Origin of the sequence: Rickettsia aeschlimannii, from assembly GCF_047973405.1 — a bacterium.
Lineage (GTDB): Bacteria > Pseudomonadota > Alphaproteobacteria > Rickettsiales > Rickettsiaceae > Rickettsia > Rickettsia rickettsii.
This window is the reverse complement of sequence record NZ_JBFQGO010000003.1, coordinates 55,874-72,623: the sequence shown is the minus strand read 5'-3', so window position 1 is coordinate 72,623 and position 16,750 is coordinate 55,874. Positions and strand designations below refer to the sequence as shown.

The following is a 16,750-nucleotide window of genomic DNA, read 5'->3' as shown; positions in this document are numbered from 1 at the left end:
GGGATTAATGGCAATGATAATTTATGATAAGGTTTTAAGGTCATTGCGAGTGACTTCAAGGAGCGTGGCAATCTCAGGAATCTTGCCTGAGATTGCTTCGTCAAAACTTACAATTTTTCCTCGCAATGACGATGTAGGACAATATGCTCCACTCTAAAGAGCTCTTAAATTCTATTTTACGACAGGATTTTCATAGTTTTATAATTAAGGTATTTAATACTATTAATCCTGGAGCGGAGTATTATCCAAGTAAGCATATAAGAATAATTACCGATTATTTAAATGCCGTGCAAAGCGGTGATATTAATCGTTTAATAATTAATATACCGCCAAAGGAGCTTACAATCTATTTGTGTTAGTGTTGCTTGGCCTGCTTATTTATTGGGGGTTAATCCTACCAAAAGGATTATGGTTGCCAGCTATTCTCAAATACTTAGCATTAAACACTCACTAGATTGTCGGTTCATTTTAAATTCTAATTGGTATAAGAACTTTTCCCAAGTACTATCCTTAGTAAAACCCATAATCAAAAAAGTAAGTTTTTAACGACAGCTAATGGCTTTAGATTTGCAACATCGGTTAGAGGATCGGCAACAGGTGAGGGTGGTAATATCTTAATTATCGATGATCCTCATACCCACAAGCAAATTCATTCTTATAAAATACATAAGAAAGTTATAGATTGGTTTGAGCAAACTTTTGTTAGCAGACTAAATAATCGTAATAAGGGAGCGATAGTTTTAGTTATGCAGCATCTGCATACGGATGATTTATCAGGTTATCTACTTAATAATAGCAATTCATGGCATCATTTAAAAATTTCGACGATTAGCATTCAAGATTACTCCTTTAAATTAATGAATAAAGAATATCAATATCTTGTGGTAATAAAGTATTAGACAGCTATAAAGAACCTCCTGATTGTTTAATGAAATTAGAGCAGGAAATAGGTAGCTATAATGATAATGCTTAATATTTACAAGAACCGATAGCACAAAGGTCATCGTTACTGAATATGGAAGATATTAGCTTTTATGAAAATCTACCTTCAAGATTTGATTATTTTGTGCAAAGCTGGGATGCGGCAATTAAGATTTCCGAAGATTCCGATTATAGTGTTTGTACTATATGGGGGATTCTTGAACAGAAATATTATCTAGTATCATTAGTACGGAAAAAAATTAATTATCCTGAGCTTAAGAATTTGATGGAAAAATTAGCTAGAGAATATCAGCCAAAATTTATATTAATCGAAGATAAAGTAAGTGGTCAACAATTGATTCAAGATATAGGATTTTTAGGTGGTAATATTAGAGTGATAGGGGATTAAGCCAAGATTTGATAAAGTTACAAGATTCGTCTCGGTAGTTCCTTTATTTCAATCAGCTAGTGTTCTAATACCTAAACAATCAAGCATAGTTTTAAAGGAATTACTGAATTTTTCCCATATTAAAAATGACGATATAGTAGATTTAGTTAGCCAGTTCTTGAATTTTATGAAGGATAAATTGTTTAAATATCCTGCAAGGATTAGGAGTGTAATATAAAAATAGTTGCTTTTTTGTATGGATGTTGGTAGTATTCATGTCATTCCCACGAAAGCAGGAATGAAATAGGATTGTGGTATGACATTGATTAGGCTGGGTAGCAAAGTGGTAATGCCGTGGACTGCAAATCCTCTATTCGTCGGTTCGATTCCGACCCTGGCCTCCATTATAGAAATTAAAACATCTTATGGAATTTATTTCGCAATTCCTAGAAATGCTTTTAGTCGAGAGAGCATTGTCAAAAAATTCCATACTTAGCTATAAGCGTGACTTATTCGATTTTCAAAATTATCTTGCTAAACAAAAATTATCCGAATTAAATATTACTACTGAGAATATTAGAGACTGGATTGAGTATCTAGCAAGTAATGATTTGCAAGCACGCTCAATCAACAGAAAAATCTCAACTATAAAAAGTTATTATGAATTTTTAATTAGCGAAAACCATAATGTTTTTAATCCGGTTCTTAACGTAGATTTGCCCAAATATCAAAATAAACTTCCCGAAATATTATCTATAGATCAAATTAAATCGTTACTTGAACATTGCTCTGAAGATAATTCTCTTGAAGGTATCAGGCTTAATGCTATGATTCATTTGCTTTATGCTAGCGGTCTTAGAGTCTCGGAGCTTGTTAGTCTTAAGCTTGCTGATATTCTGACTAATAAAACGTCTAAAGGAGAAGTAAGAAAAATATTTTCGGTACTTGGTAAAGGTAATAAGGAAAGAGTCATAGTAATAAATGAACAGGCAGTTATCAGTATTGCTAAATATCTTGCAATTAGAGATGTTTTTGTGAATAAAGCTAAACCAAGAAATCTAATTTATTTATTTCCCTCATCAGCTTTAGCGGGTTATATGACTAGGCAAAATTTTGCTATTCTGTTAAAATCTGCTGCCCTTTATGCAGGACTTAACCCTGAGCATATTTCTCCGCATATATTACGTCACAGTTTTGCAAGTCATTTGCTTGAGGGCGGAGCAGACTTAAGAGTAATTCAAGAGCTGCTTGGTCACGCTGATATATCTACTACCCAAATATATACTCATCTTCAAACTAATCATCTCAAAAAAGCATTGTTGCATCATCCTCTCAATAAAAATTAATTTATCTTAATCTTCTATAAAGTACTTGTTAATATTTCTTAACTAAATATAATACTCTTTTTTAATGTAAGGAATAAATTATATGAAGCTAAAAGAAATTATGATCTCTTGTATTAGTAAACCTAGAGAAATTGAAAAAGAATATTCTAGATTAGCTCAAAAGAAAGAATCAGGATGCAATGTTTATGTGGGGTTAGGATGCAAAAATCAAGAAGTAGAATTTAGCAACTATTATGAGTTACTTAAAAAAATTCAACAAGGAGCAATAACTTTAGAAGTTCTAGAAAATTTAAGGAAATTAAAAGTAGATGATAAAAAATCTTTTCTAGCAGATGCAGAAGAGATGATATCTAACAATAGGTTACATGAGCTTAATGAAAGAATAATGAAACATGCTTTAGATTTAGTTGATTCTAAAGATGCAGCTTTTTTACTTCGTAGAACAAAAGAGGATAGTATATTTCGAGATCTAATATATTTAGAAGCAAAAGAAAATAGGTTTACTGTAGAAATTGATAAAAAAGGAACTTTGAAAATTAACTTTCCTAGTGGGGTACTTGCGCTTTACAAGCTATTAATTGATAATTTCTATTTGAAAAAATTTGAGGAGGAGGAATTGCAGAAAAAATTATATCAAGAATTATTACCTGATTTCAAAATTCCTTTTGAAGAACTAATTGAAAAAAAGGAATTGCAGAAAAAATTATATCAAGAATTATTACCTGATTTCAAAATTCCTTTTGAAGAACTAAATTTTTTTGAAAATTTTATTGAATGCTTAAAAGAATTTTATATTAAAAATAGTTTAGCACGAAGCATAATGAGTTTATTTGTAAGTAGAGATATTAAAGAACATGCTGTATGTGAAGAATTACTTGAATTAGATACATTTAAAAAATTATTTGAGGCAAAAATGTCATTATATGGAACTTCTACTGATTCTAAATTATTAGTGGTTGATTATGTATTAAATGATGTAAAAGGTGTTTATATTAGCAATTTAGTATCTTCAAATATTTTAGATTTAGTAATGCATAGTCAATCAAATAATGAAACAATAGAATCAATAGAAATTTTGGGTAATAGCTAAGGACCAGTATGACTTGCTAGATACTGTTTTAAAGTTTTGATTATAAATATAGTAAAAACATCTAGAAATTAATTTAATCTATCATTTATATTTAAATAATTATAAGTTAGATTAATACTAAATATGGCTACAAAAAATAAAAAAGAAACAGTGAATACTGAAACAAAAATTTTGATTTTGGTGTTTTGCAAAAGATGCAGCAGGCTTTTAGTACTGCAAGTAAGCAAAAACAAAGAGAAGCTTTTATAAGTTTGTTAGATAAAAAGCTTAATAAAGAGCAATTACATAAACTTAATCAAGCAATAATGGAAAATGCAAATGAATTAATGCCGGATAACGATCCTAATTTCGTTTGTCGTACTCCTAATAATAAAGTTTTTCAAGAAATATTATTATTGGAAGCCAAACGCTCAGGTATGAAAGCAAAATTTAATGATAAAGGAGAATTACAATCTCTTGATGTAAAAGATATAACACAGGAAATATTATACACTATCGTATTTTACAAGAAAAATTTTATCCCAAAAGAGATTCTAAAGATTTGATAGATAGTAGAATAGCTCAAAGTATTAATTTTTTATTATATGCTCCGCTTTTCCGAGAATCAGATATATATACAAAATTAGGTTTAAAATCTGCTGAGATAGAGCGAGAAATACAAGATCCTAACGGTAAGTATGCTAAACAATTAGTAGATGCTAAAATAGGAACTAATATAAATTTTAATACCAAAGAAAATTTAGAAAATAAAGCACATGAAGGAAAAGAAACCAAGATATCTTCAATAATTGAAAAAGCAATAACAAAACTCAAGAAAGACAAAAAAGTAAATATTGAAGATAAGAGACAAGGAGAAATAAAAAGGCATTTATCTAAATCCTTAGAAGGAGCCTCTGATTATATATTAACATAAAAAATGATTTAGTAGATATAATATATCAAGGATTAGATAAAAGACAAACTTGGTGGTCAAAGATTGTTAATTATATAGGTATAAAATCATATTCCATTTCTAAAAAAAATCTTAAGAAAATAGGCACAATAATAAATAGTGAAATGAAAAATTCTCATACTCCTTTAAAGGTAGAAGTACAAGAACAGTTAAAACAAATCTCAAAAGAGTTAAATAGATTAAATAATCCGGCATTGCCGTTAGAGGCTAAAAAGGTTCAGGCAAAATCTAAAAAACCGTCTATTCCTCCAAAACCTGAACACCTCAAAAAAAGAAATCATGGATTGTGATGATTTTGTTGTGTGACTTGAAAAATACAGTTGTCATCCCGTGATTTATTCACGGGATCTAGCTTAAAATACTAATAATATTAGTATTTTTTATTGTTTTTATGGACCCAGTGGTCAAGCCACGGGGTGACACAGTGGATTTTATTGGTCCACACAAGCGAGCCTTTTGTGGGAATGACATTAATCCCTACAATTTACTTCCCATAATATTATAACCGCAATCTACATAATGGATTTCACCGGTAACACCTTTAGATAATTCACTAAATAAATATACTGCTGCTCCTCCTACATCTTCTTGGGTAGTATTACGTTTTAACGGTGCGGTTGCAGCGTGAGATTTAAGCATAGTACTAAAACCACCTATTGCACTAGATGCTAAAGTTTTGATAGGTCCTGCCGAAATAGCATTTATCCTAATATTATTTTCTCCCATATCGTTTGCTAGATATTTTATACTAGCCTCAAGTGCAGCTTTGGCTACTCCCATAACGTTATAATTAGGTATAACTTTTTCAGCGCCGTAGTAAGTTAATGTCACAATGCTTCCGCCGTCATGCATTAAGGCTTCTGCGGACCTTGAGAGTTCTAAAAGAGAGTAACATGATATATGTAAAGAATTATGAAAATTTTCTAAGCTAGTATCAACATAACGTCCTTTTAATTCATTTTTATCGGCAAAAGCCATACCGTGAAGTAAGAAATCGAAGCTACCCCATTTCTCTTTTATATCATCAAATAAATTACTAATTGATTTTGGATTCGTAACATCAAGTTCGCTAACAAAATTACAACCTATTTCCTCAGCGAGTGGTTTAACTCGTTTTTCTAGTACTTCTGATTGATAAGTAAACCATAGCTCTGCTCCGTGTTTTTTAGCAAGCTGTGCAATCGCCCACGATATTGACATATTATTTGCAATACCTGTAATTAAGCCTTTTTTTCCTTGTAGTAATCCTGTAGTCATTTATTTACTCATTATATTAAAACTTGCTGAAATGATAGCATGATGTATTATTTTGTAAACAAATAATCGATAAAAATGTATAAACCTAAAATCATATGTTTACTGCTAGGGATATTAAGCGGGTTAGTTTTTGCTCCGACTTTCTTTATACCGGCATTATTAACGTTATCTTACTTATGTTATATAGTTCAAAAATCCAAGAATTGGCAAGAAGCCACAAAATCTGGTTATTTATTCGGTTTTGGGCATTTTTTAAGTGGAATGTATTGGATAAGTATCGGTGTTAGCGTTTATATTGCAGATTTTTGGTGGGCAATTCCTTTTGCGTTATTTGGACTACCTATAGTTTTAGCTTGCTTTATATCGGCAAGCTGCACGCTTAGTTTTTTTGCTAAAAATAATAAATATTACCAATTTATATTCTGTTTATGTTGGGTATTATTTGAGTGGGTACGTTCGTGGATTTTTACCGGTCTTCCTTGGAATTTGATCGGTTATGCTTTTTCGTTTTCAGATATTTTAATACAGCCTTTAAGTATAATAGGGATATATGGGCTTAGTTTTATAGTTATATATATTTCTACATCAGCTTATCCTTTATTTAGCAAGCAATTTACTCAGTTAAAAATATTAGTAGCTAGTTCAGTCCTAGTATTAACCGTAATTGTCATTTACGGAGCAGTAAGGCTAAGTAATAACCATACAAATTTCACTGATATAAAAGTACGATTAGTGCAACCTTCAATACCTCAAACCGAAAAATGGAATGAAGAAGAATTTTGGCATAATTTAATACTACATATTAATTTATCGGAAAATTTGGAACCTACCGATTTAATTATTTGGTCTGAGGCAGCATTAGTAGTACCTGATGATATACCGCAAGTTAAATCAAAATTATTAAAAATGCTAAATTCTACAAATGCTATTTTGATAACAGGAGGAATTTCGGATAATAAAAAACAGGGTGATGAGTTTGAACTTTACTCAGCTATGTATGCTCTTGATAAAAATAATCATAAATTATTTGAATACCATAAATCACATTTAGTACCTTTCGGTGAGTATATGCCCCTTAAAAAGATACTACCGTTTAAAAAATTAACTCATGGTTTAATTGATTATAAAGAAGGGAACGGAGGGCTTGTTTATCTTGAAAAATATAATCTTAAAATTAAACCTTTGATTTGTTATGAATCTATTTTTCCTGATTTTGTACGGACGAATAATGAAATAGCCGATGTAATAATTAATATTACAAATGATGCATGGTATGGTAAATCAAGCGGTCCATATCAGCATTTTCATATTAGTAGAAGTAGAGCTGTAGAGAACGGTTTACCTATGATTAGAGTAGCGAATAACGGTATTTCAGCTATAGTAGATCCTTTTGGCAGAACAATAAAAAAACTAAATCTAAATGAAATAAATTATACTCAAGGTTTAATTCCTAAAAAACTAATCTCTCCCACTATATTCTCGCAATTCGGTAATTTTACTATTCTATTACTCATCGTTTTTATACTTTTAATTAATTATTTATTAGCCTTGATTCTTGATAACCAAAGGGCTTTATTAGCATTTTTATATTAAATTTTTAATAAAGTTGCTTGATTAAATATAAAGTAATATATACTACATTTAAAGTTGAATAAGCTTTATTAATAATTAAAGCTTATTGTTAAAATGAATTATTTAATAAAACATCCGGACAAACTCGTAAGTGAACGTTTAAAAGAACGACATCTTGCTGTAGGTATTAGCCAAAAAGAATTAGGGTAAGCTTTAGATATTAGTGCTCTCCAAGTTAAAAAATATGAAGAAGGTTTAAGTAATATACCTATAAGTAGGTTATATGTTTTTACAAAAGTTTTAAATACGCCTTTAAAATATTTCTTTAATAGTTCTGAAGAAGAAAAGTTAAAAGCTGACGATGAAAATACTCCTAATAATAAAATTGAATATCTATTCAAAGAAATAGAAAGTGATTTTTTAAATAATATTGCTGAAGAAGAAGGGCGATATGAACATGACGTCTCTTTTGATTATAAAGAATTATCAAGGACTATGGAAAGAGCACTTTTATTGTTTATTAGAGCATTTACTAGAGTACAAAATCTAAATATTAGAAAAATAATCATTGAACTTGTTAGATCAGTATTGATACTTGTGAATAATATTTAAATTTTCATTGACTTAGCATTACCACAGTATTAATTTTTGTTAAGGTTTAGTAAACTCTGAACCATCAACAATTATTAAATATATTGGAGGAAGTTTATGAGTAAAAGTAAGGCTATCGAAAATAACGGTATTAGTAATATAGTAATACCAATAGTCCAAACGGTAAATATATGGTTCCAAGACCGGAAGGAGTAACACCTAGCTGTGTAGTAATTACTTATTCTGTAAGCAAAGATATTAAGGCTGTTCGTGAAGTATTGGATAAGCAAGGTGCAAGTGTTCATTACATAATTGATAAGGATGATATCATAATGATTTAACAGATCAAGCTTTTTATGCGGGCAAGAGTAGTTGGAAAGGAGAAGTAGGTGTTAATATAAGTTTGGTATTGGAGTCATGCTTATTAATGATGCAAAAAGTGATTTTCTTGAAGAGCAAATAGGGAAATTAAAAGAATTTCTTAAGGATGTAGCAGAAAGGTATCCAGATTTAGATTTAAAACATGATTTAGTCGGTCTTGGTGAAGTAACTGTAAACCGAGAAGGAAATGTTCATATAGCTCCTGGATCAAAATTCCCTTGGAAAGAATTAGCTGAAGCTGGTTTTGGTAGATATTTTGAGACTACGCAAGAGCAAAAGAGTGAATTATTATTAAGTCTTGATAGTACTGGAGAAAGAGTTAATACTTTACAGGAAAATTTAAAAGAATGTGGCTATGGAGTAGAATCCACAAGTACATTTGATCAATTTACTCAGCAAGCAGTTAGAGTATTTAATGATCGTTATGGTACAGGTTTGCCAAACGAAGAGCCACCTGTAAGTTGGACTGAAGCAGGTCAAGATGTTCTATCGCAATTACTGGGGCAAACGGTATTAGAACAAACAGAAAATGCATAGTTTAAGAAATGAATTCCTTTTTCATTGAGGCTGAATGGCTTGTTTAGGTCATCCCTGCGTGGGTGGTCGATTCCACCCCTGTCATCCCGCGACTTGATCGCGGCTAAAAATTTAGTATTTTTAAATTACTTTTATGGATACCGTGGTCAAGCCACGGTATGACATGACACCAAATGCATTTTTTGATCCACGCAACGATGTTATGCAGGGATGACATCGAGTAGGTTTTTTTTGTAGCTGTGCAACAACTTTATGCAATAATAACGTTTCGCAAAAGCGGTCATGACATCGAAGTATAGGCTATCTCAAGTAATTCTTTTAGGCAATACTATTTATTGGTTATTGACATAACTTTATATTTCTACAGTTAAAAATATTTATGATATCTTTAAAGGTTAATAGTTTAATACAAAATTGGCGTTAGCGTAGATAATTTTTTGTGTTTATGTGTTTGCTATATGCAAATTTAAATTTTGATTATTAAATTATAACTTATAACAGGATATTAAAATGTTTATCTCTAATATTTTTCAAAAATTTTTTTCTTTTCTTTTTGTTTTATTCATCGCAGCTGCAGTTTATGCGGATCAAAAAAAAGTAGCAGTCATTGTTCCACTTGAACATGCCGCAATGACTGAGATTATATCAGGAATTAAAGAGTTGCTAAAAGATATAGATGTAGAAATTATAGTTAAAAATGCTCATGCTGATTCTAATATTTTACTTGCCATTATAAAGCAAATAACAGATCAGGATATTGATGTAATAATTCCAATAGGCACGACAGCCAGCCAAACTGTTATTTCTCATATAACAAATAAACCGATTGTTTGTGCTGCTGCTATGATTAATAGTAAAAACCTACCTTTATGTTAACGATGAGATAAAAATCACTGACACCATTAGTAAATTACCTTTTTTACAGAATATCACTTTAATTTATAGCAGTGGCGAGAAAGTTATATCTGAAGTAGAAATGTTGAAATTATATGCTGGAAAAAACAATATTTCTCTGCACACGGTAATGATACAAAATTTCAATGATATGCCTGTGGCTGTAAAAAATGCTCTTGAAAATACGCAGAGTTTTATAATTTTGAAAGATCATTTAATAGTCAGTGGGATTAATATTTTAAAGCAAGAAGCATTTAAACGCCGTATTCCGATAATTGCTTCCGATGAAGGTTCGGTGATTAGCGGGGCAACTATTGCAATAGGAGTACAAGAGAAGCAAATAGGCGTAGAAGCAGGTTTAATGGCAAAAAAAATCTTACAAGGAATAGAACCGAAAGATATTCCATTTGGGGATATGAAAGACTTAACTTTATTTATTAACCTTAAATCATTGGTTAAACAAGATATTCTTATTAAAGAAAATTTATCCGTACTTCCTTTCACGCGTAAAGAACTTGAAGAGTAGTAACATGAACATTTTAGTTACTGCTCTTGAGCAATCCTTAATAATGCTGCCGCTTATTTTAGGGATGTATATAAGTTATCGGATTCTCAAAATTACCGATCTTACCGTAGACGGTACTTATGTACTTGGTACGGTAGTGTTTGCCCGCAGCCTTTCATTTGGTTATTTCCTGCATTAATATTTGCCGTAATAGCAGGCGGAATTATAGGCAGTATAGTTAGTTTTATGCAGAAGAATAACCGCATTAATGGGCTTATAGCCGGAATACTTGCAAGTTTTATGCTTTATTCGGTTAACTTACAAATTATGCAGCGTCCTAATATACCGGTTCTTGGTATGCCGACTCTATTATCTATATTAGATCTCGAAAATTGGTTAATACCTTTAGTAATAATCAATTGTCTTATTATATGTTCAGTTATAATGTTATTAAAAGGTAAGCTCGGTTTATTTCTTCGTGCTTTTGGCTTTAATAAAGATTTATTGATTAATTTAGGAAAACCTGCCGAGCTTTACCGTACTATCGGTCTTAGCATAAGTAATTGTTTGGCTGCTTTAACCGGTACTTTATCTGCACAAGTGAATGGTTTTGCTGATATTAATATGGGTTTCGGAGTGGCACTAGTCGGTATTGGTGCGATTGTTATAGGGCGTCATATTTTAATCCATGCTAATAATTTTAATGCGTTTAAAGAGATATTTTCTTGTTTGATAGGTATATTATTTTACTTTATTGCTCTGGGCGTTTTACTCCGAATTGGTATCGATCCCATAAATCTTAAGCTTATTTTAGGGATAGTATTGTTTATTTCGTTGAGTTCTGTAAAAAGAGAGGCTTTATGAAACCTTATTTATATGCAGAAAATATACAGTTCAAAGTTAAAGAAAGAACCGAACCTATAATTGCTGAAACTACTTTAAATATTGCTAAAGAAGAGTTTGTTGTAATATTGGGGCATAACGGTAGCGGTAAGTCTACTTTAGCTAAAATACTTGCCGGCTATTTAAAACCTACTAGCGGGAAAGTGTGTCTAGATCAAGTCAGAATCGATAAAATACCTAAAGGACAAAAAGCTTCTACATTAGTTACATTAACATAAAAAGCTGAAGAGAGACTATTTACCGAGCTAACCCTTGAAGAAAATATCATTTTGTGGGAAAGTAGATTCTCTAGTAATGAACGGTTAACAAGTAGCGGGTTGTTAGAGCTTACAGGTTCGCCTAAACGCTTTTTGTCTTTACTTTCACAGCCATTAGGTAAATTCCCCGGCGGAGAAAAGCAGATTATACTGCTGGCACTTAGCATAGCTCATCCACCTAAAATATTATTTCTAGACGAACATACGGCAAATTTAGATCCGAAAGCTTCTTTAGAAGTGATGAAAAAAACAGCACAGATTATAGAGAAACATAAGATAACTTCCGTTATGATCACGCATAATTTAGAAGATGCCGTAAATTACAGCAAAAGGCTTATAGTCTTAGATAGTGGTAAGGTAGTACTAGACTACCTAAAATCACTGGGTTTTTCTTTAAAAGAACTTAAAGAGATTTTAAATTAGAATTGAATATCTGCACCTATCTGTCCGGCTAATTCAGTACCGAAAGAATATTCACAAATATAATCTATTAACTCACTTTTTACATTCTCGTTAGTAGTCTGATAAAGAAGCACGATAATATCATCCTTATTTTCCCTATTGTAAAGGCGTGTCTTCACTTCAGCCGATAACTTTTCTTCTGTTGAAGTTGATGGAGCCGGTACTACTCTATAGTGGTTGCTACAGGAGTAACTAATGCTGGAGCTGCTACAGTATTATTATCATTAACATTATAATTAAAAACTTTTTCTATTAACTCTGCTCTTGTATCTTCATTAATACTAATCTTAATTAATGTATTAATAATGCCATCTTTATCTTCACCGTTTTTAAGACGTTGCATAACATCTTTTAATAATTTTTCGTGTGTATTTTTTGCAAACCCTTCTTCATCCGTTAAATCATAATCTTTATAATTGTTTGCTGATTTTGCACCTAAGTATTTTTGTATGGTGTTAATTTTTAATTGTTCATTAATATGAGAATTATATTTTTTTAATGCATAAACTATCTTTTCTTTATCAACACCTATCTTTACAAGTTCTGCTATACTTGTGATCGAATGGATTACGCAATAGAACGCCTTATCCTATATCAGCCCCTTTAGATATTAACTTCTCAAGTAACCATTTATCTCTTGATGTTAGTGCGTGATTAAAAATTGACTTACCACACGCATTAATGTTGAGATTAACGTTATTATTTAAAAAGAAGTCCAGTAACGTTTTATTTTGACCTGATTCATACTTTAGTAGCAAATAGAAAAAAGGTGTGCCGCCATAATTGGCTACTGTATCAATTTCACTGCCGGGTTGTAATAAAATTTGTGAGTTATTTCGTGCTGTTTAGAATAAGTTGCATAATGTATAGGTATAGGTATACGTCCCTTTCCATCTTTAGTATTAACATCCACATTTTTTTTAAGTAAAAAGTAAAAAACTCCTTATTTCCTATTGTTGCCGCATAATGTATAGGTGAGTATAGATATTCATGCTCAACTTCGAAACATGCCCCTTTGTCTAATAAAATTTTAGTTATTTCTTTAGTGCTGGCATAAAATAATGCCATATTTCCTTTTTCATCCTTAGTATTGACATCATGACCTTGCTCAATTAATTCTTCAACAATATTTGCATTTCCGGCTGAGGCTGCTTATACTAAGTGGTGTACAGTTGGTTGTCTGGAAGTCTGTAATTAGCATTATTTATTGGTTGATTCATCATATAAATATTTCTTTATGTTTAAATATTATTTTGTCGTGCGAGTATTATACATAATATTTTGAATTTCTGCAAGTTAATAGTTAATTTTTTAACCATTTATTAGATTTTGGATAAAACCAAACGAGGAGTAAACAGATTAGAAGACCAATATTTAAGAGTAGATTATACTCTGCCATAGAAATACCAAAGATTTTGATGGCAGGTTTCGTGCAGGACGTGATTGGCTGCGAGTAGAACATTTGTTTGATGTGTTGTATAGATAAGCCTTTTGGGATACGAATCATTGATGAACAAAGAGCACTTGGTTGTACTATGTCTCTTTCTATGAAGCTATGATAGGTTGATAATATGCAAGAGCTAAGGATAGTTAGGAGAATGAATATTAAAGTATACTTACGTAACTGTCGGATGGTTAAAGCAGTTAAGCAAATTTTGATTAGGGTTAAATAGGGAAATCGTTCGTAAACGCATAAAGGACAGGGTGTATAATGGAATATATATTCAGCAATATAAGCGGTAGCAAGTGCTATTATAGAAATTGCAATCAGTCCTAAATGTAGAACTTTATAGCTATCTTTTCTGATGTAATTTATAATAGTATTAAATGGCATGTTTTTTTGTTCTTAATGTAATTGCGAGCGACTGCCAGGAGCGTGGCAACAATCTCAGGAAGTTTGATGAGATTGCCACGTCGCTTCGTTCCTTGCAATGATGGCGTTTAATTTGATATTTTACAAATAAATAAATTTAGTATATTGTTGCTGATTATTAATTAAAGTGCAAGAAAAATAAATGTCAGAAATTTTGGAAGATGCTATTAAGTCAAACGCGTGGCCTTTTGTTGAGGCTAAGAAGATATTAGACAGCTTAAACGGTAAAATTCCTGACAAGGGGTATGTATTATTTGAAACTGGTTACGGTCCTTCAGGTTTACCTCATATCGGTACTTTTGGTGAAAATGCCCGCATGGTGATGGTACAGAAAGCATTTGAGCAATTATCTGATATTCCGACTAAACTAATTTGCTTTTCCGATGATATGGATGGGCTTCGTAAAGTACCTAGCAATATCCCAAATCCTGAAATGGTGGCACAGTATATGGATATGCCGCTTACTTCTATCCCTGATACATTTGGTGAATGTGAAAGTTATGGGCATTATATGAATGCAAAGCTTCGCTCATTCCTTGATAAATTCGGCTTTGAGTATGAATTTTATAGCAGTACTAACTGTTATAAAGCTGGTATGTTTGATGAGATGCTGATAATGGTGCTTGAGAAATATGATGAGATAATGGAGCTAATGCTACCAACTTTTAGAGAAGAGCGCAAGGCTACCTATTCACCTTTCATGCCTATATGTCCGAAAACAGGTAAGGTACTGCAAGTACCTATAGAGAAATGGGATGCTAAAGCAGGCACTGTAACGTATAAAGACGAAGCCGGTAATTATATAGAAGTACCGGTAACGGGAGGGCATTGCAAATTACAGTGGAAGCCGGATTTTGGTATGCGTTGGGCTGCGCTTGAAGTCGATTATGAGATGTACGGCAAAGACCATTTGGCAAATGCTTGTCTTTATTCGGAAATTTGCCGAATCCTAGGAGGAAAGCCGCCGGTGCAGTTATGTTATGAGTTATTCTTAGATGAAAACGGTGAGAAAATATCAAAATCAAAAGGTAATAGTATTAGTGTTGATGATTGGCTTCAATATGCTCCTGTTGAAAGTATGGCATTATTTATGTATCAAAATCCGACTAGAGCTAAGCGTTTGTTTTTTGATGTAATTCCTAAAAATGTTGATAAATATATTACTTTTAACCAGAAATATCATTTAGAAGAGGATAGGGCAAAGCGTTTTGCAAATCCCGTTTATCACATCCATCACGGAAATGTATCGCAAATTGAGACTTTTGGAATTACCTATTCGTTGCTTTTAAATCTTACTTCTGTGTGTAATCCTTCCGATAAATCGGTGCTTTGGGGATTTATTAGCAAATATGAGCCAAAAGCAACTCCAAATACTAGCCCTTATCTTGATCATTTAGCAGAATTTGCTATAAGATATTATAATGACTTTATTAAAGCACATAAATCATATTTATCTCCTTCTGAAAAGCATAAGGTTATTTTGCAGGATATATTAGATATGTTATCTGATATAGCTGATCAAACCGAAGCTGAAGCAATTCAGAAAGCAATATATGATATAGGAATGAAAGCAGGATATGAAAATCTGCGTGATTACTTCAAAGATTTATATCAAATATTGCTTGGACAGAATGAAGGTCCAAGACTTGGGACTTTTATAAAGCTTTACGGGGTGCAGGAAATGAAAAAGCTGGTTGAAAGGCAGTTGTAGCCTATATATTATTCCCCCATGGGTATCTAAGCGTCATTGCGAACGAACGAAGTGAGTGTGGCAATCTCAGGAACTTTGACAAGATTGCCAAGTCGCTTCGCTCCTTGCAATGACGTTAAAATAAAAACTATTAACAAATGAATGAAATTTTTTGTAGTACGTTACCTATTTTTTTAATTACGCTGCTTGGTAGTATTATCAAAAATAAATGGTTAACTTCAGAAGAATTTTGGCGTGGTATTGAGAAGTTATCGTATTTTGTACTATTTCCTGCCATGCTGTTTAATTACGTATCTACTGCCGATTTAAGTGTTGTATCCATAAGTAAATTAGTAGCAGCTCTTATTATATCCACTATTCTTGTATCAATCGGTCTTATAATTTACCAAAAAAAATACAACATAGATAAAGTCCAATTTACTTCCATTTTTCAAGGATCGATTCGTTATAATAGCTACATTTTTTTTGGCGTAAGTAGCCCCTTGCTTGGTCCTAGCGGGCTTTCAATCGTTGCCGTTATTTCTTCTTATATGATTATTTTTACCAATATTTTATCGGTAATGATTTTCGCTTATTATATCCCTAATAAATCCGTTACTAATACTATTAGAACTAGTTTTGTTTTAATGATGAAATTAATTGTGCGTAATCCGTTAATTATCGCAAGTTTAGTAGGATTCGTTTTTAATTACTCAAATCTTGAATTACATTTAGGGCTTAAGAAAACGTTAGATAGCCTTTCTAATGCCGCTTTAGCTATCGGTATGCTAAATGTTGGGGCAGGGCTTAATTTTACTATTAGACAAGAGCTTTTACATAATGTAATGTTTACAAGCTTTGTTAAATTAGTTGCATTTCCTCTAGTTAGTGTAGTAGTACTATGGTTAATGTCTATTGACGGATTAGATAGATCGGTAGGAATATTATATAGCTGCCTTCCATGTGCGAGTACGGCTTATGTTTTATCTCGTCAACTTGACGGTGATCCTGATTCTATGGCGTCGATTATAACATTTACTACTTTTTTCTCAGTAGTTACTATATCAATTATTATGTATATAATCGGGTGAATTTACCACGTCATTGTGAGCGACTGAAAGAAGCGTGGCA

The 16,750-nt window shown here is 31.8% G+C and carries 12 protein-coding genes, 1 tRNA gene and 7 pseudogenes; 15 read left to right on the top strand and 5 right to left on the bottom strand.

Translation table 11 applies throughout. The annotated features are described in order from the left end of the window. Positions 1-7 precede the first annotated feature (7 nt). The 8 genes and pseudogenes from AB4K15_RS02855 to AB4K15_RS02820 all read left to right on the top strand — a co-directional run bounded on the left by AB4K15_RS02855 (position 8) and on the right by AB4K15_RS02820 (position 4,987). Positions 8-157 (top strand): hypothetical protein, encoded by a 150-nt coding sequence (locus AB4K15_RS02855; protein WP_500224403.1) that lies wholly within the window; start codon positions 8-10, stop codon positions 155-157. Next, positions 144-359 carry a hypothetical protein gene (locus tag AB4K15_RS02850; protein WP_500224402.1) on the top strand — a complete coding sequence of 72 codons (216 nt, stop codon included), beginning with the start codon at positions 144-146 and terminating at the stop codon, positions 357-359. Before AB4K15_RS02855 ends, AB4K15_RS02850 begins: the two co-directional genes overlap by 14 nt. Before the next feature lie 387 nt (positions 360-746). After that, positions 747-899, top strand: coding sequence for a hypothetical protein (locus AB4K15_RS02845; protein WP_500225683.1), 153 nt, complete (start codon positions 747-749; stop codon positions 897-899). A 116-nt stretch (positions 900-1,015) separates the two neighbouring features. Next, on the top strand, positions 1,016-1,330 hold the full coding sequence (locus AB4K15_RS02840) for a phage terminase large subunit family protein (RefSeq protein ID WP_500224396.1): 315 nt from the start codon (positions 1,016-1,018) through the stop codon (positions 1,328-1,330). 308 nt (positions 1,331-1,638) lie between these two features. Next, positions 1,639-1,713 (top strand) — tRNA-Cys (locus AB4K15_RS02835). A 21-nt stretch (positions 1,714-1,734) separates the two neighbouring features. Further along, entirely contained in the window at positions 1,735-2,655 is a 921-nt protein-coding gene (xerD, locus tag AB4K15_RS02830) for a site-specific tyrosine recombinase XerD (protein ID WP_500224395.1), read from the top strand. 82 nt (positions 2,656-2,737) lie between these two features. Then, positions 2,738-3,745, top strand: coding sequence for a DUF5410 family protein (locus AB4K15_RS02825; protein ID WP_032074119.1), 1,008 nt, complete (start codon positions 2,738-2,740; stop codon positions 3,743-3,745). 194 nt (positions 3,746-3,939) lie between these two features. Next, positions 3,940-4,987, top strand: a pseudogene (locus AB4K15_RS02820) (DUF5410 family protein). 187 nt (positions 4,988-5,174) lie between these two features. On the opposite strand, the gene fabI reads toward AB4K15_RS02820, so the two are convergent. Next, positions 5,175-5,954 carry an enoyl-ACP reductase FabI gene (gene fabI, locus AB4K15_RS02815; RefSeq protein ID WP_032074120.1) on the bottom strand — a complete coding sequence of 260 codons (780 nt, stop codon included), beginning with the start codon at positions 5,952-5,954 and terminating at the stop codon, positions 5,175-5,177. A gap of 75 nt (positions 5,955-6,029) precedes the next feature. On the opposite strand from fabI, the gene lnt reads away from it, so the two are divergent. From lnt to AB4K15_RS02790, 5 genes and pseudogenes are all read left to right on the top strand, one after another. Then, positions 6,030-7,547 carry an apolipoprotein N-acyltransferase gene (lnt, locus tag AB4K15_RS02810; protein ID WP_500224392.1) on the top strand — a complete coding sequence of 506 codons (1,518 nt, stop codon included), beginning with the start codon at positions 6,030-6,032 and terminating at the stop codon, positions 7,545-7,547. Positions 7,548-8,234: 687 nt separating this feature from the next. Then, positions 8,235-9,035 (top strand): annotated as a pseudogene (locus AB4K15_RS02805) (N-acetylmuramoyl-L-alanine amidase). A 510-nt stretch (positions 9,036-9,545) separates the two neighbouring features. Beyond that, positions 9,546-10,455: pseudogene (locus AB4K15_RS02800) on the top strand (ABC transporter substrate binding protein). Between the two features lie 4 nt (positions 10,456-10,459). Next, positions 10,460-11,298: pseudogene (locus AB4K15_RS02795) on the top strand (ABC transporter permease). Beyond that, a pseudogene (locus AB4K15_RS02790) lies at positions 11,295-12,017 on the top strand (ATP-binding cassette domain-containing protein). The pseudogenes AB4K15_RS02795 and AB4K15_RS02790 overlap by 4 nt, the downstream one beginning before the upstream one ends. Positions 12,018-12,096: 79 nt before the next feature. Here AB4K15_RS02790 and AB4K15_RS02785 read toward each other — a convergent pair. From AB4K15_RS02785 to AB4K15_RS02770, 4 genes and pseudogenes are all read right to left on the bottom strand, one after another. After that, positions 12,097-12,507: pseudogene (locus AB4K15_RS02785) on the bottom strand (hypothetical protein). Positions 12,508-12,757: 250 nt separating this feature from the next. Continuing rightward, a pseudogene (locus AB4K15_RS02780) lies at positions 12,758-12,969 on the bottom strand (ankyrin repeat domain-containing protein); the annotation flags it as partial. Continuing rightward, positions 12,888-13,184, bottom strand: coding sequence for an ankyrin repeat domain-containing protein (locus tag AB4K15_RS02775; protein ID WP_500224518.1), 297 nt, complete (start codon positions 13,182-13,184; stop codon positions 12,888-12,890). The pseudogene AB4K15_RS02780 and the gene AB4K15_RS02775, both read right to left, overlap by 82 nt. A 175-nt stretch (positions 13,185-13,359) precedes the next feature. Next, on the bottom strand, positions 13,360-13,890 hold the full coding sequence (locus AB4K15_RS02770) for a disulfide bond formation protein B (protein WP_500224388.1): 531 nt from the start codon (positions 13,888-13,890) through the stop codon (positions 13,360-13,362). A 181-nt stretch (positions 13,891-14,071) separates the two neighbouring features. On the opposite strand from AB4K15_RS02770, the gene AB4K15_RS02765 reads away from it, so the two are divergent. Both AB4K15_RS02765 and AB4K15_RS02760 read left to right on the top strand, forming a co-directional pair. After that, positions 14,072-15,640, top strand: coding sequence for a lysine--tRNA ligase (locus AB4K15_RS02765; RefSeq protein WP_032074123.1), 1,569 nt, complete (start codon positions 14,072-14,074; stop codon positions 15,638-15,640). 137 nt (positions 15,641-15,777) lie between these two features. Further along, entirely contained in the window at positions 15,778-16,710 is a 933-nt protein-coding gene (locus tag AB4K15_RS02760; RefSeq protein ID WP_500224384.1) for an AEC family transporter, read from the top strand. Positions 16,711-16,750: the final 40 nt, after the last annotated feature.

What these genes read in the sequence shown, in the direction of transcription:
- AB4K15_RS02855 (WP_500224403.1), top strand. Translation starts at nt 8, where the DNA reads ATGGCAATGATAATTTATGATAAGGTTTTAAGGTCATTGCGAGTGACT.
- AB4K15_RS02850 (WP_500224402.1), top strand. Translation starts at nt 144, where the DNA reads ATGCTCCACTCTAAAGAGCTCTTAAATTCTATTTTACGACAGGATTTT.
- AB4K15_RS02845 (WP_500225683.1), top strand. Translation starts at nt 747, where the DNA reads ATGCAGCATCTGCATACGGATGATTTATCAGGTTATCTACTTAATAAT.
- AB4K15_RS02840 (WP_500224396.1), top strand. Translation starts at nt 1,016, where the DNA reads ATGGAAGATATTAGCTTTTATGAAAATCTACCTTCAAGATTTGATTAT.
- xerD (WP_500224395.1), top strand. Translation starts at nt 1,735, where the DNA reads ATGGAATTTATTTCGCAATTCCTAGAAATGCTTTTAGTCGAGAGAGCA.
- AB4K15_RS02825 (WP_032074119.1), top strand. Translation starts at nt 2,738, where the DNA reads ATGAAGCTAAAAGAAATTATGATCTCTTGTATTAGTAAACCTAGAGAA.
- fabI (WP_032074120.1), bottom strand. Translation starts at nt 5,954, where the DNA reads ATGACTACAGGATTACTACAAGGAAAAAAAGGCTTAATTACAGGTATT.
- lnt (WP_500224392.1), top strand. Translation starts at nt 6,030, where the DNA reads ATGTATAAACCTAAAATCATATGTTTACTGCTAGGGATATTAAGCGGG.
- AB4K15_RS02770 (WP_500224388.1), bottom strand. Translation starts at nt 13,890, where the DNA reads ATGCCATTTAATACTATTATAAATTACATCAGAAAAGATAGCTATAAA.
- AB4K15_RS02765 (WP_032074123.1), top strand. Translation starts at nt 14,072, where the DNA reads ATGTCAGAAATTTTGGAAGATGCTATTAAGTCAAACGCGTGGCCTTTT.
- AB4K15_RS02760 (WP_500224384.1), top strand. Translation starts at nt 15,778, where the DNA reads ATGAATGAAATTTTTTGTAGTACGTTACCTATTTTTTTAATTACGCTG.